This is a genomic window from Streptomyces sp. NPDC046349 (genome assembly GCF_055587885.1).
This window is the reverse complement of record NZ_JBVJFK010000005.1, coordinates 442354-462363: the sequence shown is the minus strand read 5'-3', so window position 1 is coordinate 462363 and position 20010 is coordinate 442354. Positions and strand designations below refer to the sequence as shown.

17 protein-coding genes are annotated in these 20010 nt (G+C 73.4%); 11 read left to right on the top strand and 6 right to left on the bottom strand.

The genetic code is table 11. The features are described 5' to 3' along the window. Positions 1-340 precede the first annotated feature (340 nt). The 4 genes from ACZ6JS_RS15140 to der all read left to right on the top strand — a co-directional run bounded on the left by ACZ6JS_RS15140 (position 341) and on the right by der (position 4593). Positions 341-1429: a prephenate dehydrogenase gene (locus tag ACZ6JS_RS15140; protein ID WP_469298048.1), complete on the top strand. Its 1089-nt coding sequence runs from the start codon at positions 341-343 to the stop codon at positions 1427-1429. A gap of 273 nt (positions 1430-1702) precedes the next feature. Beyond that, entirely contained in the window at positions 1703-2410 is a 708-nt protein-coding gene (gene cmk / locus ACZ6JS_RS15135) for a (d)CMP kinase (RefSeq protein WP_469298047.1), read from the top strand. Next, positions 2365-3054, top strand: coding sequence for a lysophospholipid acyltransferase family protein (locus ACZ6JS_RS15130; protein WP_469298045.1), 690 nt, complete (start codon positions 2365-2367; stop codon positions 3052-3054). Before cmk ends, ACZ6JS_RS15130 begins: the two co-directional genes overlap by 46 nt. 75 nt (positions 3055-3129) lie before the next feature. Then, positions 3130-4593, top strand: coding sequence for a ribosome biogenesis GTPase Der (der, locus tag ACZ6JS_RS15125; RefSeq protein ID WP_046780586.1), 1464 nt, complete (start codon positions 3130-3132; stop codon positions 4591-4593). A gap of 13 nt (positions 4594-4606) precedes the next feature. Here the strand turns inward: der and ACZ6JS_RS15120 are convergent, their stop codons facing one another. Then, positions 4607-4999: a hypothetical protein gene (locus ACZ6JS_RS15120; protein ID WP_469298044.1), complete on the bottom strand. Its 393-nt coding sequence runs from the start codon at positions 4997-4999 to the stop codon at positions 4607-4609. 209 nt (positions 5000-5208) lie between these two features. Next, positions 5209-6018, bottom strand: a complete 810-nt coding sequence (locus ACZ6JS_RS15115; protein ID WP_469298043.1) for a hypothetical protein — start codon at positions 6016-6018, stop codon at positions 5209-5211. 296 nt (positions 6019-6314) lie between these two features. On the opposite strand from ACZ6JS_RS15115, the gene ACZ6JS_RS15110 reads away from it, so the two are divergent. Together ACZ6JS_RS15110 and ACZ6JS_RS15105 are read left to right on the top strand one after the other, a co-directional pair. Further along, on the top strand, positions 6315-7163 hold the full coding sequence (locus tag ACZ6JS_RS15110) for a LysM peptidoglycan-binding domain-containing protein (protein WP_469298041.1): 849 nt from the start codon (positions 6315-6317) through the stop codon (positions 7161-7163). Between the two features lie 177 nt (positions 7164-7340). Next, entirely contained in the window at positions 7341-8309 is a 969-nt protein-coding gene (locus ACZ6JS_RS15105) for a helix-turn-helix transcriptional regulator (protein WP_469298039.1), read from the top strand. 293 nt (positions 8310-8602) lie between these two features. On the opposite strand, the gene ACZ6JS_RS15100 is transcribed toward ACZ6JS_RS15105, so the two are convergent. Next, a complete protein-coding gene (locus tag ACZ6JS_RS15100; RefSeq protein WP_469298038.1) occupies positions 8603-9679 on the bottom strand; it encodes a phosphatase PAP2 family protein in 1077 nt (358 codons plus the stop codon). Between the two features lie 235 nt (positions 9680-9914). Continuing rightward, the gene (locus ACZ6JS_RS15095) at positions 9915-11030 is read right to left on the bottom strand and encodes a hypothetical protein (protein WP_469298036.1); all 1116 of its coding nucleotides are present in this window, start codon (positions 11028-11030) and stop codon (positions 9915-9917) included. 284 nt (positions 11031-11314) lie between these two features. Between ACZ6JS_RS15095 and ACZ6JS_RS15090 the strand changes: the two genes are divergently transcribed. Further along, positions 11315-12955, top strand: a complete 1641-nt coding sequence (locus ACZ6JS_RS15090) for an MFS transporter (RefSeq protein WP_469298035.1) — start codon at positions 11315-11317, stop codon at positions 12953-12955. Between the two features lie 196 nt (positions 12956-13151). Next, a complete protein-coding gene (locus tag ACZ6JS_RS15085; RefSeq protein ID WP_469298033.1) occupies positions 13152-14321 on the top strand; it encodes an acyl-CoA dehydrogenase family protein in 1170 nt (389 codons plus the stop codon). 9 nt (positions 14322-14330) lie between these two features. Here ACZ6JS_RS15085 and ACZ6JS_RS15080 read toward each other — a convergent pair whose 3' ends face one another. Beyond that, positions 14331-14780, bottom strand: a complete 450-nt coding sequence (locus ACZ6JS_RS15080; protein ID WP_030030440.1) for a cell division protein SepF — start codon at positions 14778-14780, stop codon at positions 14331-14333. 286 nt (positions 14781-15066) lie between these two features. Between ACZ6JS_RS15080 and ACZ6JS_RS15075 the strand changes: the two genes are divergently transcribed. The 3 genes from ACZ6JS_RS15075 (at position 15067) to ACZ6JS_RS15065 (ending at position 19014) form a co-directional block, all read left to right on the top strand. Continuing rightward, positions 15067-16437, top strand: coding sequence for a DUF5685 family protein (locus ACZ6JS_RS15075; protein WP_469298032.1), 1371 nt, complete (start codon positions 15067-15069; stop codon positions 16435-16437). Positions 16438-17551: 1114 nt separating this feature from the next. Beyond that, complete coding sequence (locus ACZ6JS_RS15070) at positions 17552-18436, top strand: S1 family peptidase (RefSeq protein WP_469298031.1); 885 nt, start codon at positions 17552-17554, stop codon at positions 18434-18436. 98 nt (positions 18437-18534) lie between these two features. Beyond that, complete coding sequence (locus ACZ6JS_RS15065) at positions 18535-19014, top strand: OTU domain-containing protein (RefSeq protein WP_469298029.1); 480 nt, start codon at positions 18535-18537, stop codon at positions 19012-19014. A gap of 25 nt (positions 19015-19039) precedes the next feature. Here the strand turns inward: ACZ6JS_RS15065 and ACZ6JS_RS15060 are convergent, their stop codons facing one another. Then, positions 19040-19936, bottom strand: a complete 897-nt coding sequence (locus ACZ6JS_RS15060) for a DUF4231 domain-containing protein (protein ID WP_469298028.1) — start codon at positions 19934-19936, stop codon at positions 19040-19042. Between the last annotated feature and the right edge of the window lie 74 nt (positions 19937-20010).

The window sequence follows — 20010 nt, the reverse complement described above, 5'->3', positions numbered from 1 at the left end:
CGGCGGCCGCCCCGGGTGCCGGCCGGCGATGTCATCCGCCATGGGTGCCGTCGACCGGGTCTCGAAGCCGGGTACGGTGCTGTCCGCGGCGCCGTCCGGCCCTCCTGCGAAAGGCGTGGCGCCGGGCACGACCTCGGCTCGCTCCTCGGCGGAGTCCTCGGCGCAGAGATCCCCTCCGGTTCGATCGAGGCCGTCATCGGGCAGCAGGAGTTGTGAGGACGCCGCGAGGGCCCGGCCGCCGTCCCGCCGCCGTCCCACAGGGCGGGCAGGCAGGCCCTCGCGGCGTGACGTCTGGCTACCCTGAGTCAGAACCTGTCGTCACGCACCCGTGGAGCGCCCCGTGAGAACCGCCGTCGTCATCGGAACCGGACTGATCGGCACCTCCGCGGCGCTCGCCCTGACAGCCCGCGGGATCACGGTGCACCTCGCCGACCACGACCCGGACCGGGCCCGCACGGCGGCCGCCCTCGGGGCAGGCACCGACGAGCCCCCGCAGGAGCAGGTCGACCTCGCGATCGTCGCCGTACCGCCGGCCCACGTCGCCGCGACCCTGGCCGACCTCATAGGACGCGGCGCGGCGCGCGCCTACGTCGACGTGGCCAGCGTCAAGGGCGGACCGCGGCGGGAACTCGCCGCTCTCGGCGTGGACGCCACCGCCTATATCGGCACGCACCCGATGGCGGGCAAGGAGCAGTCCGGGCCTCTCGCAGCGAGCGCGGACCTCTTCGAGGGCCGCCCCTGGGTGCTCACCCCGACCCGGGACACCGACCACGAGGTCCTCAACCTCGCCCTGGAGCTGGTGGCCCTCTCCCGGGCCGTACCGGTGGTGATGGACGCGGACGCCCACGACCGTGCCGTCGCGCTCGTCTCGCACACCCCGCAGCTGGTCTCCAGCATGGTCGCGGCCCGCCTCGAGCAGGCCGACGAGACGGCCGTCCGGCTGTGCGGGCAGGGCATCCGGGACGTGACCCGGATCGCCGCCTCCGACCCGCGGATGTGGGTGGAAATCCTGTCGGCCAACCCGGGACCGGTCGCCGACGTCCTCGCCGGAATCGCGGCCGACCTGGAGGAGACCGTGGACGCGCTGCGCAGCCTGCAGTCCGCCGACGTGGAGAAGCGGCGCGGCGGAGCCGCGGGCATCGAGGACGTACTGCGCCGCGGGAACGCGGGCCGGGTGCGGGTCCCGGGCAAGCACGGAGCGGCCCCCGCGGTCTACGAGACAGTGGCCGTGCTCATCAGCGACCAGCCGGGCGAGCTGGCCCGGATCTTCGCCGACGCCGGCCGCGCCGGGGTCAACATCGAGGACGTGCGGATCGAGCACGCGACGGGCCAGCAGGCCGGTCTCGTCCAGCTCATGGTGGAGCCGCGGGCCGCGGCGGGCCTGACCGCGGAGCTGCGGGAACGGGGCTGGGCCCTGCGCAAGCAGTAGCCCGGGGACCGGAAGACGCGGGCCGGCCGGGGGCGCTCGGGGGATGCCTCGTCGGTCGGCCGGATCAGGGAGCGGCGCACGGCGCCGTGGACCGCAGGGCGGGGAGAAAGGCGGTGCGGAGCGTCGCCGACGGAGGACGGCCCGGCGGGCGCACTGCCATGCGCCGTGAGCCCGGCCCGACCGGCAAGACACTCTCCCGGGGCCCGGTAACCTTGGAGAGGGGCTCTTTGCCGCGCCCTGACACGCACGCGCAACCAGGAAGGTGCCCACACCGTGGAAACCGCAGCTCCGTCCGCCGTGATCGTCGCCATCGACGGTCCCTCCGGCACGGGCAAGTCCAGCACCTCCAAGGCCGTGGCCGCCAAGCTCGGGCTGCGCTACCTGGACACCGGTGCCCAGTACCGGGCCATCACCTGGTGGATGATCTCCAACGGTGTCGACACCGACGACGCGCAGGCCGTGGCGGTCGCCGCCGGCAAGCCCTCCATCGTCTCCGGCACCGACCCGGCGGCCCCCACCATCACGGTGGACGGCCTCGACGCCGCCGGTCCCATCCGTACCCAGGAGGTCACCTCCAAGGTCAGCGCCGTCAGCGCCGTCCCCGAGGTGCGCACGCTCATCACCGAGCTGCAGCGCTCCATCGCCGCCGAGGCGGCACGGGACGCGGACGGGATCGTCGTGGAGGGCCGGGACATCGGCACCACGGTCCTGCCCGACGCCGACCTCAAGGTCTTCCTGACGGCCTCCGCCGAGGCGCGCGCCGCCCGGCGCAGCGGAGAACTCCGCGGCAAGGAGGCCGCCGACCTCGCGGCCACCAAGGCGGCGCTGATCAAGCGCGACGCCGCGGACTCCGGCCGCAGGACCTCCCCGTTGGCCAAGGCCGGCGACGCGGTCGAGGTGGACACCACCGAACTCACGCTCGACCAGGTGATCGAGTGCGTCGTGACGCTCGTCGAAGAGAAGCGGGCGGGCCGCAAGTGAGCCAAACGCCCTCCCTGAAGGGTGCGGCGGTCGGCAGGCGCATCGGCATCGGTCTCATGTACGGGCTGTGGAAGCCGCGCGTACTGGGCGCCTGGAAGGTGCCGGCGTCGGGCCCCGTCATCCTCGCCGTGAACCACACGCACAACATAGACGGCCCCATGGTGATGGGCACCGCGCCCCGCCCCCTGCACTTCCTGATCAAGAAGGAAGCGTACGTGGGCCCGCTCGGCCCCTTCCTGGACGGCATCGGGCAGGTCAAGGTCGACCGCTCCGGCGCCGACCGGGCGGCGATAGGCCGCGCCCTCGCCGTGCTCGACCAGGGCGGGGCGCTGGGCATATTCCCCGAGGGCACGAGGGGCGAGGGCGACTTCGCCTCGCTGCGCGCGGGACTGGCGTACTTCGCGGTCCGCAGCGGCGCGCCCATCGTGCCCGTCGCCGTCCTCGGCAGCGCCGAGGGCCGGGGCCGGCTGATCCCGGGGCTGCCGCCCTTCAAGAGCCGGGTCGACGTCGTCTTCGGCTCTGCCTTCGACGCCGGGGACGGCAGTGGCCGCCGTACCCGCACCGCGCTGGACCGGGCCACCGTACGCATCCAGGACCGGCTGACCGCCCACCTGGCCGACGCCAAGCGCCTGACCGGGCGCTGAGCGAGACTTGACCTAGTAGTGGAACCGCGCTGCGCGGGCACCACCGATCACCACGAACGACGAGGAACGGACTTCATGAACGACCAGCACGACCACGGAGCACTTGGCGACGCCGAGTACGCGGAGTTCATGGAGCTCGCCGCGGAAGAGGGTTTCGACCTCGAAGACGTCGAAGGCGCCATCGAGGAGGCGGGCCACGGCCCGCTGCCCGTCCTCGCCGTCGTGGGCCGCCCCAACGTCGGCAAGTCGACCCTGGTGAACCGCATCATCGGCCGCCGCGAGGCGGTCGTCGAGGACAAGCCCGGCGTCACCCGCGACCGCGTCACCTACGAGGCGGAGTGGGCCGGCCGGCGCTTCAAGGTCGTCGACACCGGCGGCTGGGAGCAGGACGTCCTCGGCATCGACGCGGCCGTCGCCGCCCAGGCCGAGTACGCCATCGAGACCGCCGACGCGGTCGTCTTCGTCGTCGACGCCAAGGTCGGCGCCACCGACAGCGACGAGGCCGTCGTCAAGCTGCTCCGCAAGGCGAAGAAGCCCGTCGTCCTGTGCGCCAACAAGGTCGACGGCCAGAGCGGCGAGTCCGACGCGGCCTCGCTGTGGTCGCTGGGCCTCGGCATGCCGCACCCGGTCTCCTCCCTGCACGGCCGCGGCACCGGCGACATGCTCGACGCCGTCCTCGACGTCCTGCCCGATGCCCCCGAGCAGACCTTCGGCGGCGTCGCTCCCGGCGGCCCCCGCCGTATCGCGCTGATCGGCCGCCCGAACGTCGGCAAGTCCTCGCTGCTGAACAAGGTCGCGAAGGAGAACCGGGTCGTCGTCAACGAGCTCGCCGGCACCACCCGCGACCCGGTCGACGAGCTGATCGAGCTCGGCGGCGTCACCTGGAAGTTCGTCGACACCGCCGGCATCCGCAAGAAGGTCCACCTCCAGCAGGGCGCCGACTACTACGCCTCGCTGCGCACCGCCGCAGCCGTCGAGAAGGCGGAGGTGGCGGTCATCCTGATCGACACCACCGAGACCATCAGCGTCCAGGACCAGCGCATCATCACCATGGCCGTCGAGGCCGGCCGCGCGATCGTCATCGCCTACAACAAGTGGGACGAGCTCGACGAGGAGCGCCGCTACTACCTCGAGCGCGAGATCGAGACCGAGATGCAGCAGGTCTCCTGGGCGCCCCGGGTGAACGTCTCGGCGCTCACCGGCCGTCACATGGAGAAGCTGGTCCCGGCGATCGAGACCGCCCTCGCGGGCTGGGAGACTCGCGTCCCCACCGGCCGGCTGAACGCCTTCCTCGGCGAGGTCGTGGCCGCCCACCCGCACCCGATCCGCGGCGGCAAGCAGCCCCGCATCCTGTTCGGTACCCAGGCGGGGAGCAAGCCGCCGCGGTTCGTCCTGTTCGCCTCCGGCTTCCTGGAGCACGGCTACCGGCGCTTCATCGAGCGCCGCCTGCGCGAGGAGTTCGGCTTCGAGGGCACCCCGATCCACATCTCGGTGCGGGTGCGCGAGAAGCGCGGGGCCCAGTACAAGAAGAAGAAGTAGCGGCGGTCCGGGGTCAGTAGCCCCGGCGCGGAGCGGGCGGCAGGGCCGCCGGGATGTGGGTCATCCCGGTCTGGTGCTGCCGCCCGTCGGCGTATCCGGGGCTGCCCGCGTACGAGTAGGCGGGCTGGGGCTGCGACTGAGTCGCGGACGGCGTCTGGGAAGGCGCCGACGAGCCGTAGGAGGGCTGCCATTCGGCCCGCTGCCAGGTCGAACCGGTCCAGCCGCTGCCGTACGTGCCGCCGGTGTAGCCGCCCCCGTAGGAGAAGGACGTGAACCCGAGGTCCTCCTCGCCCGTACGGTCGCCCGGCAGGGCCCGGAAGGCGCGCAGGTACTCCGAGTACAGCGTGTCGTAGATCGGGGTGTGCGAGACGGCCGGAGAGCTGTCCCGGTCGCGCACGGGACGCATGGCGGGGACGGTGCCCGGAGAGGACGGGGCGCGGGAGGAGTCGTATGGATGCACGTATCAGCCAACGAAATCGGCGCGCTGCGGATGCGGGGTGAACGGGCCGGAAACGCAGATCGCCGGGGGTGTGCGGGACGGACCGCACACCCCCGGCGCATGCCGCCCGGCCCCCTCGGCGGGGGCCGGGCGGCCGCTTTCCCCACCGGCTGGGATCAGGCGCCGGGCGTCCCCGCCAGCGGCATCGCGGCGGCCACGAGCTTGCCCGCGGCGGCGGCCTTGTCCAGCGCGTCGCGCAGCAGGTCCTCGCGGGGCTGCTGGCCGATGGAGCCGACCGGGGCGGCGTAGATGAGTACACGCTGGGTCTTCTGGACGGCGGTCCGCCAGCCGTCGGTGACCGACAGCGCTTGGTGCGCCTGCCACCAGGCGACCTGGCCGCCGTCGGTTCCCGGCTGGAGCACGGCGTGCAGCTGCCCGGCCGCGAGCAGGACCGACCAGCCGCCGAGCAGGGTGGGGAGTTCGGACGTGTCGGTCACCGGGATGAAGCCCTGCTCGATCAGGAGCGGCAGGAAGTCGTCACCGGGGCCGTCGCTGCCCGGGCGGGCGATCGGCGCGGTCGGCTCGACGACCAGGGCCGGGTGCAGCTCGCCGCCGATGAGCACGAGGCCGCTGGTGATGCCGAGGACGGCCTGTCCGCCGGGGACGTTCTGCGGGGCGGGCGCGCCCGTGTCCGACGCGGAGGCCGGGCTGTCGCCGGTGATGCTGCGGACCGCGCCCTGGAGCTGCTCCTCGGAGACGGAGACGACCTGCGAGGGGATGCAGGTGGCGTGGGCGAAGGCGAGGACGGCGGTCTCCTCGCCGACGAACAGCACCGTGCTGGTGCGGTCGTTCTCGGGGTCGCCGGGAGTGCGGCAGGAGGTGCAGTCGTAACTGCGCGGCGCGTCGTCGCCGACGAGCAGCCTGTCGGCTTCTTCGTCGCCGATCTCGGCACGTACCTCATCACTGACGTCGAGCATGCGCGGCACGGGGTGGCTCCTCGGCATAGGTGCGGGTCCGGGAGGCTCCCGGCTCGCCGGGCACAACGCAGGAGCCGCGGCCGGGGTCACGCCATTTGAGGGAACGGATTCGAACCGGACGCCCGGAAGGGTGAACCGTGCGACCAGGGCTTCGCTTTTGTGCCAACTGTTTTCTGTTTGTGCGCAGTTGGTGGCCGGATGCGGCCGTATCGGGGGGTCGTGGCGGTCGGCCGAGCGGGTGGGGTGGCGTGCCCCGCCGCGTGGCGGGCCGTGGAGCGTCGTGGGGCGCTGCATAGCGTGACCCGATGCCCAACCTCCGGATCCCCCGGGCCGCCCGCGCCGTCGCCGTCGCCGCCGTCGTGCTGGCGCTCGTACCGCCCCAGGAGGCGGCCGACGCGGCGCCGCCGCCACCCGCTCCGGGTCCCGCCGGGGCCGCGCACCCCGGCTCGCCGGGGGTGATCGGGAGCGGGCCCGGGGACTGCGGGCCCGGCGGGGAATGGCCCTGGGACTGCGTGGCCGACTGCGAGAGCGGCGGGCGGTGGGCGGTCAACACAGGCAACGGCTTCTACGGCGGGCTGCAGTTCTGGCAGCCGACGTGGGAGGAGTACGGCGGCCTGGTGTTCGCGCCGCGGGCCGACCTGGCGCACCGCGTGCAGCAGATCCGGGTGGCGCAGGAGGTCCTCGCCGCGCAGGGATGGAACGCGTGGCCGGTCTGCTCGAAGCGCTACGGGCTCGCCGGGCGGATGCACACCGTGCGGAGCGGGGACACGCTGGTCACGATCGCCCGCGACCGCCGGGTGGAGGGCGGATGGCAGGCGCTGTACGAGGCCAACCGGGAGGTGATCGGGCCGGAGCCGGCGGCGATCGCGGTGGGCATGCTGCTGCTCCTGCCGGAGCCGGTCCCCGTGCCGGCGCCCAAGCCGAAGCCGGTGCCCGGGGTGAAGCCGGTCCCCGCGTCTGCGGCCAAGCCGAAGCCTGTGCCTGCGGGCGTGCCGGTCCCCGCGTCTGCGGCCAAGCCGAAGCCTGTGCCTGCGGGCGTGCCGGTCCCTGCGTCTGCGGCCAAGCCGAAGCCTGCGCCGCCTGCCGGGGTGTCCGAATCCTTGCCGGGGGCGAAGCCGAAGCCGAAGCGGGAGGTCGAGCCGGGCCGGGGGTGAGGCCCGTGCACGCCGCGAAGCCGGGGTCCGACGTCCCGCCCGTCCGGCCGGGCCGTAGGCCTCCCCGTCCGCCGGGCCGCGCCGGCCGCCGGCGGCCCTCGGCGGCCCCGAGCCGATCACGGCAGCCCTTCACCGCATCCCGGCCGTGCGCGGCGGCGCCACTGGCAGACTCGGAGGATGCTCGAGACCTCCGCACGCCTGCTGCGCCTGCTCTCCCTGCTCCAGGCCCACCGCGAATGGACCGGCGCCGACCTGGCCGACCGCCTCGGCGTCACCGCCCGGACGGTTCGGCGCGATGTGGACCGGCTGCGGGAGCTCGGGTATCCGGTGAACGCCACTCCCGGGACCGGAGGCGGATACCAGCTGGGGGCGGGGGCCGAGCTGCCGCCGCTGCTGCTGGACGACGACGAGGCCGTGGCCGTCGCCGTCGGGCTGCGGACCGCCGCGGGCAACGGCGTCGAGGGGATCGGGGAGGCCTCCGTACGGGCCCTCGCGAAGCTCGAGCAGGTGCTGCCGTCGCGCCTGCGCCGGAGGGTGTCCGCGCTCAACGAGTTCACCGTGCCGATGCTGCGCGGGGCCCAGCGCTCCACCGTGGACGCCTCGGTGCTGACCGAACTGGCCTCGGTCTGCAGGGACGCCGAGCGGCTCCGCTTCGGGTACCGGGACCACGAGGGCAGTGCCAGCCGCCGCACCGTCGAACCGCACCGGCTCGTCTGCACGGAGCGCCGCTGGTACCTGGTCGCCTGGGACCTCGACCGCGAGGCGTGGCGGACCTTCCGCGCCGACCGGATCGAGCCCAGACCGCCCCACGGACCGCGGTTCACCCCGCGCCCGCCACCGGCCGAGGACCTCGCCGCGTACGTCTCCGAAGGCGTGTCGCAGCGGGTCTACGCCACCCGCGCGGTGGTGCGGCTCAAGATGCCGCAGCAGGAGGCGGCGCAGATCATCGGGCCGAGCGACGGGGTCCTGGAACCGGTCGACGCACACACGTGCCTGCTGCGCACCGGAGCCGTGAACCTGGACGTTCTGGTGATTCACATCATGCTGCTCGGTTGTGAGTTCGAAGTGGTCGAGCCGCCCGGTCTCACGGACCGGATGAGGGACCTCAGAGATCTCCTGGGCAGGGCCGTCGGCCCGGAGAAGTGAAGGAAATGTAGCGGATCTGAGGGTGATTCAGCTGGTCCGGTACAAGGGGTCCATGGAAATGGAGCGCGGCAATTCCACGGTTCGCGGGAGAAATGCGAATGCGCCCGAACCCCGGGCGTGTCGCGGTCCGGAAAACAATTGGCGACTGTAGATATTCTGTGACACAAGCGTGACCCGGGACGGACGAACGTCCGGGCGTGGCGCTGACGAACGCCGAAGGCGGGCCGGGTCGATGACCCGGCCCGCCTTCGCGTTGCGGGGGTGGATTGGTGCGTACCGCCCCCGCCGTGCCGTCAGCCGCCGGCGACCGGACGGGCGGCGGTGCCCCGGGTTCCGGCCCGCTCCGGGTGCGCGGGGTGGGCCGGACGGCGGCTGCCGACCGGGGTGACCGGCGTCCGCTCGGAGCGGATCAGGTGCGGCCGGTTGGCCGGGTGCACGGCCGGCCGGTGCGCCGGGGAGTGTCCCGCGGCGGCGCCCGCCGACGCGGCCGCGGCGGGCGCCGCGGCCGGCTCCCCGACTGTCTCGGCGACGGGCTTCAGCTGCCACTTGCCGCCCGCGGAGAGCAGCGGGGTGAGCGCGGAGACCACCGGGGCGGGCATCCGTCCGGTCTCGGCCCGGCGGCGCAGCAGCTCGCGCAGGTCGAAGACGTAGGCCTCGGTCCGTGCGATGAGCGGCTCGAACCAGGGCAGCGCCAGCAGGATCAGCAGACCCGCGGACCAGCCCAGCAGGACGTCGCTGACCCAGTGCGTACCCAGGTACACGGTGGTGGCACCGACGCTCAGCGAGACCACCGCGGACACCACGGACAGCACCCGCCGAGTGACCACGGTGGACGCCAGATAGGCCAGGATTCCCCAGGTCACGACGGCGTTGGCGGTGTGGCCGGAAGGGAATATATCGCCGCCCGCGAAGAGTTCGGCCGAGCCGATCTCGGTGGCGTAGTGCGGGCCGAGCCGCCCCAGGCCCAGCTTCACGGAACCGACGGTGACGTTGAGCAGCAGCAGCGCGACACCGAGGGTGATCAGCGGGCGGAGGGTGTGCTGCCGCCAGGAGCGCCAGCCGAGCCACGCGGCGACCATGACCGCGGTGGGCCCGCGCTGGCCGAGCACGACGAGGTAGTCCAGGAAGGCGTGCAGCTGCGGCCACTGCTCGTAGGGCCGGAAGAACATGATCTGCCAGTCCAGGCGGACCAGCCACGACGTGGTCAGCACGGCCACGACGATGGCGAGGTAGAACGCGAGGGTCGATCCCAGGAGCACGACGCGGTGCCGGCTCATCTGCGGAGTCTGCAGATGAGCCGGTCGCTCTGGTTCCCGGTCCAGCCGGGCGAAGACCCGCTCCAGACGGGTCAGGATTTGATCGGTACGCACTCAATCGACGTTACCGCCCGGCGATGGTCGGCCCGGGCGAATCGCGGGCTTTGTGATGACCATGTGATGTGGAGTTGGTCTCACGCGGCCCCTAATTCCCGCTATTCCGGCAGGGGTTGGATCCTTCTCGATCCGGCGTCCGGGAATTGTTTCGACTGCTTATTCGGGCTTTATTGCCGCAGGTCGATTACCGTGCCCGTGACCGCCGGGAAGGCTCCGGCGGCGGCCGCGGACCCTACGGAGGGCCCGAGCCGTTCAGCCAGAACGCCCCGTACACCGCGGAGGCCAGGGCTGCCGCAGCCACCACCACGACCGCCCGCCGGGTCCGCCACCGGGCGAGCGCCACCGCCGGCACCAGCATCAGCGGGAAGGCGGGCAGCAGAAGCCGCGGCTTCGAACCGAAGTAACCCGAGGCACACAGCGCCAGCGCCACGACGATCCCGCAGTACACGAGCAGCGGGGCCGGCTGCCGCTGCCGCACGCACGCCGCGAACAGCCACAGCACCAGGGCGACTCCCGCGATCAGCCCCAGCCCGGCCGGGAAGGCGGACGAGGCCAGCTTCGCCCCGACGAAGCGGGCGAAGGCCCAGCCGCCGTCGAAGCCGTTGCCCCAGCCGCCCTGCACGTCCAGGTACCCGAGCAGGCCGCCCCCGGTGCGGGCCCCCACCCACAGGACGTACGCGGCCGCGCCCGCCGGAGCCAGCAACGCTCCCGCCGCCATCCGCCACGACCGCTCCCCGCGCCGCCAGGCCAGTGCGACGGCCACCCACACCGCCGCGACGACCGCCGCGCCGACCGGGCGGGTCAGCCCGGCACCGGCGGCGAGCAGGCCGGCCGTCAGCCACCGGCCGCGCAGGGCACCGTGCAGCGCCCACGCGGCGAGCGCGGTGAACAGCGACTCGCTGTACGCCATGGACTGCACGATCCCGACGGGCAGCGCCGCCCACACGGCGACGGCGAACACCCCGGCGCGGCGGCCGTGCAGCAGGTCGCCCACGGCGAAGATCCCCCACGCCGCGGCGAGCCCGGCGAGCACCGACACCGCCAGGCCCGCCGATCCGTACGAGAGCCCGGTCGCCGCCGACACCACGCGTTCCAGCCACGGCAGCAGCGGGAAGAACGCCAGGTTCGAGTGAACGTCCCCGTTCGGGAGGACGATCTCGTAGCCGTACCCCTCGGCGGCGATGCGGGCGTACCAGAGCGAGTCCCAGCGGGCCGACAGCAGTGTGTGCGGGCTGCTGCCCGCCGCCGCCCCCCACGCCGCGAGCACGGCCAGCCCGAGCAGCCGGACCGCCGCGAAGGCGGCCAGCGCGGGCGCGGCCCGGCGAAATCCATGATCTTCCACAGGCATGATTATCGGTGGCGTCCGAACCGGGGCCGGCGCCGAGAACCACGGAGCGTGATCGGGCGTGTACGCGGGGGAGGGCGTCGGGGTGGGGGAGTGGCGCACGCCACACGGGGGGCGCCGCCGGTATGAGAGCTTGGCCACGTGTCGGGCACGCGAACTCGCGTACGCTGACCGTTCACTCGCGTGTCGATGCCGGACCCCGTTGGATGCCGCACAGCGCACCACCCCCCGTGGCTCCGCCAGACGCTGGTCCACCGAGCGCGAGGGATCACCTGGGAGGTACATGCATGGCGGGGACGAACGCGGCCACGGCCGGGACCCCTTCGCCCTGGCAGCGGCTGGGAGCGGCCTCCGGCGGTGCCAACCGCTGGGTCGTCCTGGCCGTTCTCTGCGTCAGCCTGGTTCTCGTCGCGCTCGACGCGACGATCCTGCACGTCGCGGTTCCGTCCGTCACGGAGGACCTGCGGCCCGGCCCGATCGAGCTCCTCTGGATCGTCGACGCCTACCCGCTGGTGTGTGCGTCGCTGCTGATCCTCTTCGGCACCCTCGGGGACCGGGTGGGCCGCCGCCGCATCCTCCTCCTCGGCTACGGACTCTTCGGCGCGGCCTCCGCGATGGCGGCCCTCGCCGACAACGCCCAGGTCCTCATCGCCGCGCGCGCCCTGCTGGGCATCGGCGGCGCGATGATCATGCCTGCGACCCTGTCGATCCTGCGCCAGGTCTTCCCCGACCGGCGCGAGCGGGCCCTGGCGATCGGCATCTGGACCGCCGTCGCCGCGGTCGGCGCGGCCAGCGGCCCGGTCCTGGGCGGCTTCCTCATAGAGCATTTCTGGTGGGGTTCGGTCTTCCTCATCAACATCCCGCTGATGGCGCTGATCCTCCCGCTCGGCCGCTGGCTGTTGCCGGAGTCGCGCGGCTCCGCGGACGGGCCGTGGGACGTGCTCGGCGCGCTGATGGCCGCCGCCGGCGTGGTCGGCGCGGTGCTCGGGATCAAGCGGCTCGGCGCCGAACGGAACCTGCTCGACGCGGAGGCGCTGGTACCACTGCTGCTCGGCGCGACGCTGCTCGTCCTGTTCGTACGGCGCCAGAAGCGGCGCGAGCACCCGTTGATCGACATGCGGATGTTCTCGCGGGCCGCCTTCTCCACCTCCGTCGCCTGTATCGTGCTCGCCATGCTCGCGCTGGTGGGGCTCGAGCTGATCGCCGTCCAGTACCTCCAGCTGGTGCTGCACCTCAGCCCGCTGGAGACCGGCCTGCGCCTGCTGCCGCTGACCTTCGCGGCCATGGCCGCGGGCGCCACAGGCTCCTACACACTGGCCCGGGTCGGGCCGCGCACCATGGTGTCGCTGGGCTTCCTGCTGACGGCCTTCGCCGTGCTGCTGTTGACGCTGATGGGCCAGCAGGACCGGCCGGTGCTGCTGACCGTCGGTTTCATCCTGCTCGGCTTCGGACTGCAGACCACGCTGTTCGCCGCGTACGAGTCGATGCTGAGCGAGGCGCCGGCCGAGACCGCGGGCGGGGCGGCCTCGATCGGCGAGACCTCCTACCAGCTGGGCGCGGGCATCGGCATCGCCCTGCTGGGCAGCGTGATGAACGCGGCGTACCGGCCGGGGCTCGCCTCGGTGCCGGGGGTATCGGCCGCGGAGTCGGCGGGCGCGGCGAACTCGCTGGGCGAGGCGTACCAGATCGCCTCGGGCCTCGGAGGCCCGGCGGGCGCCGCCCTCTACGCGGCGGCACGGCACTCCTTCGTGCACGGGCTGCACATCACGCTGCTGGTGAGCGCGGCGCTGCTGTTCGCGGGGGCTTTGATGGCGCTGAAACTGCCACGGGTGATGGACTGCGGGGCGACCGAGGAGGCCGAGCCGGTGCGGTTGCCAGCGCAGGCGAAGGGCGAGCCGCGGCCGACCCCGGTCGAGCAGGCGGGCTGACCGCGCGCCTCCCCCCGATGCGGCGCCGTCGCCGGGAGCGCCGCCCCGGCCCCCGCCCCCGCCTCGGCAGGGCCGAAGTGGTGCGGGCCGACCGGTGCCGGAAAGCGGGGGCTGGATTTGCCCGCCCGAGGCCAATAGCTTCGGGTGGGCGCAAAAACTTGCGCCCAGGTTCCTGCTCAGGCCGCCGGGAGGCCCCGTGTCCTTCGTTCCCACCGATCCGCTCGGGCTCGACGAGCTCCTCGGGCCCGAGGACCTCGCCGTCCGGGACACCGTCCGCACCTGGGCCGCGGACCGGGTGCTGCCGCACATCGCCCAGTGGTACGAGAGCGGCGAGCTGCCCGCGATCCGCGAGCTGGCCCGCGAGCTCGGTGCCATCGGGGCGCTCGGCATGTCCCTGGAGGGCTACGGGTGCGCCGGTGCCAGCGCCGTCCAGTACGGCCTGGCCTGCCTGGAGCTGGAGGCCGCCGACTCCGGCATCCGCTCGCTGGTCTCCGTACAGGGGTCGCTGGCCATGTACGCGATCTGGAAGTACGGCTCGGAGGAGCAGAAGCAGCGCTGGCTGCCCGGCATGGCCGCGGGCGAGTTGATCGGCTGCTTCGGGCTCACCGAGCCCGACGTGGGCTCCGACCCCGCCGCGATGCGGACGTACGCCAAGCGCGACGGCACGGACTGGGTCCTGAACGGCCGCAAGATGTGGATCACCAACGGCTCCGTCGCCTCGGTGGCCGTGGTGTGGGCGCAGACCGACGACGGCATCCGCGGCTTCGCGGTGCCCACCGACACTCCCGGCTTCTCCGCTCCGGAGATCAAGCACAAGTGGTCGCTGCGGGCCAGCGTCACCAGCGAGCTGGTCATGGACGACGTACGGCTGCCCGCCGACGCGGTGCTGCCGCTCGTCACCGGGCTCAAGGGGCCGCTCGGCTGTCTCAGCCACGCGCGGTACGGCATCGTATGGGGATCCATGGGCGCGGCGCGGGCCAGTTTCGAGGCCGCGCTCGACTACGCGAGGACGCGGGAGCAGTTCGGCAAGCCGATCGGCGGCTTCCAGCTCACCCAGGCCAAGCTGGCGGACATGGCCCTCGAACTCCACAAGGGCATCCTGCTCGCCCACCACCTGGGCCGGCGGATGGACGCGGGCACCCTGCGGCCGGAGCAGATCAGCTTCGGCAAGCTCAACAACGTCCGCGAGGCCATCGAGATCTGCCGCACCGCGCGGACCATCCTGGGCGCCAACGGGATCTCGCTCGAATACCCCGTCATGCGGCACGCCACCAACCTCGAATCGGTGCTCACCTACGAGGGCACCGTCGAGATGCACCAGTTGGTGCTGGGCAAGGCGCTCACCGGGCTGGACGCCTTCCGGTGAGAGCCCTGCTCAGCTCTGGTTGAAGAAGTCGCGCGAGCGGCCGCCGGGCTCGCCGCTCACGATCTGGGTGTCGGCCGGGGTCAGCAGGAAGACCCTGGTCGCCACCCGCTCGATCGAACCGCGCAGACCGAAGGTCAGTCCGGCCGCGAAGTCGACGACGCGCTTCGCGTCGGTCGGGTCCATCGACGACAGGTTCACGATCACCGGGACCCCGTCGCGGAACAGCTCGCCGATGCCACGCGCGTCACGGAACCCGTCCGGGGTGACCGTCGCGATCCGGCGGCCGTGCTCCACGGCCGACTCGGAGGCCACCTTGACGCGGGGATCGGTCACCCACTGGTCACCGGGGCCCGCGACGGAACCGTGGGCGGCCTCCGCGTAGTCGTCGTCGTAGTAGCGCTCGTCGTCGCTGTCCTCCACGAGACCCAGCCAGGCACTCGCCTTGCGCACCGAACCCATGGACTGCCTCCTTTCACCGCGGTCACTCTGTCTTTCTCTCCGCTGCCCCTATGCTCGTCCATGATGCTGACAACGCGCCAAGTGGATAGTCGCCGCGCACGGGTTTCGTGACGGTACTGGTGCAGAACATCCGTTGCACGGTCAAGGATCCTGGTCCTCGGCGCTGCTGACTGAGTGAAAATACGACCGCAGCCGCCGTACGGGTGGGCGGTGGGGACGTACGGGTGAAAGACGCGGGTCGATACGATGCCCGGCAGGCACGCGTACGACACACGGGGGAAGCAGCTTGTTCGGCATAGTCAGGCCTTGCACGCACCGGCTCGGTGAGCGGTTCAAGGCGGAGTGGATGGCCCATCTGTGCGGGCTGTGCCTGGCACTTCGGGGCGACCACGGGCAGTTCGCCCGGGTCGTCACGAACTATGACGGGCTGCTCGTCTCCGTTCTGACGGAGGCTCAGTCCGGTCCGGCGCCCGGGTCGCGGCGCACCGCCGGCCCCTGCCCGCTGCGCGGCATGCGCACCGCCGCCGTCGCCAAGGGCGAGGGCGCCCGGCTCGCGGCCGCCGTCTCGCTGGTCCTGGCCTCCGCCAAGGTGCGCGACCACGTGGCCGACCGGGACGGGCTGTTGGCCCGCGCCCCGATCGCCGCCGCCGCGCGCAGGGTGGCCCGCGGCTGGGACCGGGCCGGTGCGCGCACCGGCGCCTCCCTCGGCTTCGACACCGCGGTGCTCGTGGACGCGGTGGACCGGCAGGCGGGCATCGAGACCCTGGCCGGCCCCGGCACTCCCGTGCTCGTGGTGACCGAGCCGACCGAGACCGCGACGGCCGCCGCGTTCGCGCATACCGCGCAGCTGGCCGGAAGGCCAGGCAACGCCCCCGCGCTGGCGGAGGCCGGCCGGTACTTCGGGCGGCTCGCGCACCTGCTGGACGCGGTGGAGGACCAGGGAGCCGACGCGCAGGCGGGTGCCTGGAACCCCCTCACCGCCACCGGGACCCCGCTCACCGAGGCCCGCAGGCTCTGCGACGACGCCCTGCACGGCATCAGGCTGGCACTGGGCGAGGTCGAGTTCGCCGACGCGGGGCTCGCCCACCGGCTCCTCGTGCACGAGCTGCGCACCTCGGTGGACCGGGCCTTCGGGACCATGAGCTGCGGCCACACCGCCACCGCCTCGGCCGGACAGGGCCCGAACCCGTACGCCTCCGATCCGTACGGCGGGAACGGCGGCAACCCCTACGGGGGCGCCCCGTACGGCGCGAACCCCTACGGCCCGAACACCCCCCAGGTACCGGGCGGCCCGCCGCCCGCGAGGTCCGGCGGGTACGGCGGTGGCGGCGGGCTCGGCGGCGACGGCTCCGGGGGCGGCGGAGGCGGCGGCTTCGGAGGCGGTGGCTTCGGAGGCGGCGGACGGCACCCGCAGCGACCGCGCCGCGGCCTGCTGGCCGGCTGCGCGGTGGCCATCGGGCTCTTCTGCACCTGTCAGATGTGCTGCACCGAGCACGAGGGCCCCTGGTCACGCAAGAAGCGGGACCCGTGGTGCGACGCCTGCGAGTGCTGCAACTGCTGCCAGCCGCACTCCTCGGGCACCGGCGGTGCCGAGGGCGGCTCCGGTGGCGGTGGCGGTGGCGGCTGCTGCGACTGCAACTGCGGCTGCTGCGACTGAGTTCGCGTCAGTTCCACGCCCCCGGACGGCGTATGGGGGGATTCCCGCCCGGACCCGCGTGGAAGGGCTGAGCGGGATGAGCGATGACGCAGACGATCCGCACGCGGCCCGGCGGACACGGCGCGGGCACGGGGCCGAGGCCGTCGTGTCCGCCCCGTGCGGCCTTCTCGCACCGTGTGGCGGCCCCCGCCCCGCCGACTACACGGAAGGTCGAATTCCGGCCGTTCCGGGCCCGCACGGTCCTGCCCGTTTCGAGGCGCCGGGCACCGCACCTCGCCGCGTTCCCGGGCGCGCCCGAGTGCGCCCGGTGCGCGGGAGGCGCCCCGGCCCGCGGAACGGGGGAGACCGCACGGCACCGCACGCCGCCGGGTCCGAGCACCGGGCGGCAGGTGCTGCTGCGCGGACGCGCCGCGGGCGCACCCGCGCCGGCGACGCGCGCCGCACCGCCCCCGGCGAGGACGGCACACGGCGAGCCCGCCCGCCCGCCGCGGAGGGGGCCGTCCCGGCCGCCGCAGCCCTCCTGCCGGCCCGCTCCCGGCCTCCGGCCGTGACCGCACGGGCCGTCGTGATCCGGTCCGAAGGGCATCGGGCGGCACCCGCCTTCGGCCTTGTCACCGAGGGTGCAGAAGCCCACCCGGGCACCCCCGCGTCCGCGCCGCCGGGGCCTCCCACGTCGTACGCGCCCGACCGTACCGGCCGGAACCCGGCCGTCCTCCCCGAGGGCGCCGGACCCGTCCTTCCGGGCGCCGGATCCGACGTCGGCGCCCCGCGCGGCAGGTGCCGCGTCCACCGCCCGCAGGCCGGCATATCCGGCGCGCGGGGCGCGAGCACCCCGGAGCCCGACCGGCCTCCGCCGCGCCGCCCGACCGCGCCCCCGTAGCCCCCGACCCCGGCCCCCCGCAACGCCCCGGAACACGCCACCTGCACGGTGAAAGACGGCGTGCGGAGGCCGAAAGCCGCTCTTGCGACCGGTATCCGACGACAGGACACTCCCGACAGCGCTTGTCAGGGACACGGCCAAAGTTCATGCGCCCGCCGTGCCCCCGGCTGCGCCTCACGGGCTCTGGCACCCCCACGACCGCCGGGCCCCCGACCCTCTCCAGGAGGACGAGAAGTGAGGATCAAGCGCACCACCCGTAACAGGCTGCTCGCGGTGGCCACCGGCCTGGCCGCCGCCGCAGCGCTCGCCGCTCCCACCGCGGCGAGCGCGGACCCACAGGACGGCGGGTTCAGCGCCGACCGGCTCGCCTCCGCCGGCGCCTCCGTCCTGCGGGCCGACGTAGCGGGCACCGCCTGGCACGCCGACCCCGCCACCGGAACCCTCGTGGTCTCCGCCGACTCCACCGTCTCCGCCGCCGCCATCGCGAGAATCAAGCGCGAGGCCGGAACCGACGCGGGGGCGCTGCGCATCGAGCGCATCCCGGGCAAGCTCACCAAGCTCGCCTCGGGCGGCGACGCCATCTACGCCAACAGCTGGCGCTGTTCGCTCGGCTTCAACGTCCGAAGCGGAAGCAACTACTACGCCCTGACCGCCGGACACTGCACCGACGGCGCGGGCACCTGGTGGACCAACTCCGCCCGCACGAACGTGCTCGGTTCCACGACCGGGTCCAGCTTCCCGAACAACGACTACGGCCTCATCAAGTACGCCAGCAACTCGCCCGTACCGCCGGGGACCGTCGGCAGCCAGGACATCACCAGTGCCGTGAACGCCACGGTCAACATGTCCGTGACCCGGCGCGGCTCCACCACCGGCACCCACAGCGGCCGCGTCACCGGCCTCAACGCGACCGTCAACTACGGCGGCGGCGACGTCGTCTACGGCATGATCCGCACCAACGTGTGCGCCGAGCCCGGCGACAGCGGCGGCCCGCTCTACTCGGGCACCCGTGCGGTCGGCCTCACCTCCGGCGGCAGCGGCAACTGCTCCTCGGGCGGCACGACCTTCTTCCAGCCCGTGGTCGAAGCGCTCAACGCCTACGGGGTCAGCGTCTACTGACCCGTGCCCCGCGCGCCCCTGTCGGCACCCTGGACGTCCTCCCGCCTTCTGGGAGGATGTCCAGGGCGGCCGTGTCCCCGGGGGAAGCAGGTTCCTGCATGAAACGCATCGGCGTGACCGGGCACCGGTCCATCCCGGACTCGGTGCTCGGCCATGTGGAGAGCGGCCTGCGGGCCGTACTGGGCGGCCACGAAGGACCGCTGGAGGCCCTGTCCAGCCTCGCCGACGGAGCGGACCAGCTGTTCGCCGCCATCGCACTCGAATACGGTGCCGACCTCACCGTGGTGATCCCCAGCGCGGACTACGAAGAGGGCTTCGAGGGCGCCGAGGCATTGGACCGCTACCGCAGTCTCAGACTCCGGGCCGCCCAGGAGATCCGGATGGACTTCGCCCGCTCCACGGACGAGGCCTACTACGCCGCGGGCACCTACATCGCCGACTCCTGCGACCGGCTCGTCGCCGTCTGGGACGGCCGGCCCGCCCGCGGGCACGGCGGCACCGCCGAGATCGTGGCCTACGCCCGGGCCCTGGGCAAGCCGGTCACCGTCCTGTGGTGCGAGGGCGTGGCCCGGGACTGAGCCACGCCCACCGACCGGTGGCACCTCAACTGCTGTGCCGGGCCAGCCAGTCCGTGTGCTGCGGCGAGACGTACCGCTCGGTCTCGTACACCGACGAGGGCCACTGGGACTCGGTGATGGTCGTCTGCATCACGACCATCATCGCCGCCAGGTCCTGCTCGATCAGGGTGTGCGCCTCGATCAGCGGGTGGTGGCGGCGCACCTCGTTCCAGGCGATACCGGCCGCCGCCGCCGTGCTCAACAGCCCCGTCAGGCCCGCGCCCGGACCCGAACCGAACGCCCTCAGCAGGGCGAACATCAGAGCCAGACAGGTCAGCAGGACGATCGTCCACGACCACAGGTGCGTGGCCCGCCGCGACACCTCCGTCCGCCGCCGGTACCAGTTGCGCTGCTCGATCAGCCGGTCCCGGACGTACGTCTCCCGCCGCACGTGGTAGTCCCTGCCGCGCAGCCGGTGCATAGCGCCGGTGATCTCCGCGCCCTCCGGCACCGAGCCCGCCGTCCGCGGATCCTCCCAGCCCATCTTCCGCAGCTCGGCCAGCCCGGCCTCCAGCCGTGTCCGGTACGCCTCCCCGGGGTCGGCCACGTCACTGCCGAACGGCGCCCCGTGCACCGCGTACCGCCAGGCGAGCGACTTGATGAACTCCGCCGCGCTGCGGTTGAGCTGCCACTGCGGGCGGGCCCGCCGCCTGGTCGCCCGCATGCCGACGGCCAGCACCCCCGCGTAACCGAGCACGCTGAGCAGCCCGAACAGGTGCAGCGAGCCGAGCTCCGGCCCAGGCGGCAGCGCGGCGGCCCCCGCGGCCGCGACGAGCAGCAGCAACTGCGCCCTCGTGGCCTGGGTGGACTCGCGCTGCCGGGAGATCGCCGCCTGGTCCGTGTGGTGGAAGAGGGCCGGCAGGTCCTCGTTTCGAAAGGTCATGCTGTCGTTCACAACGCCCCCCTCGAGTCGGGTGGCGGGCGGCGGGGGCCGGTGGCCCCCGCCGTCCTCCGTCG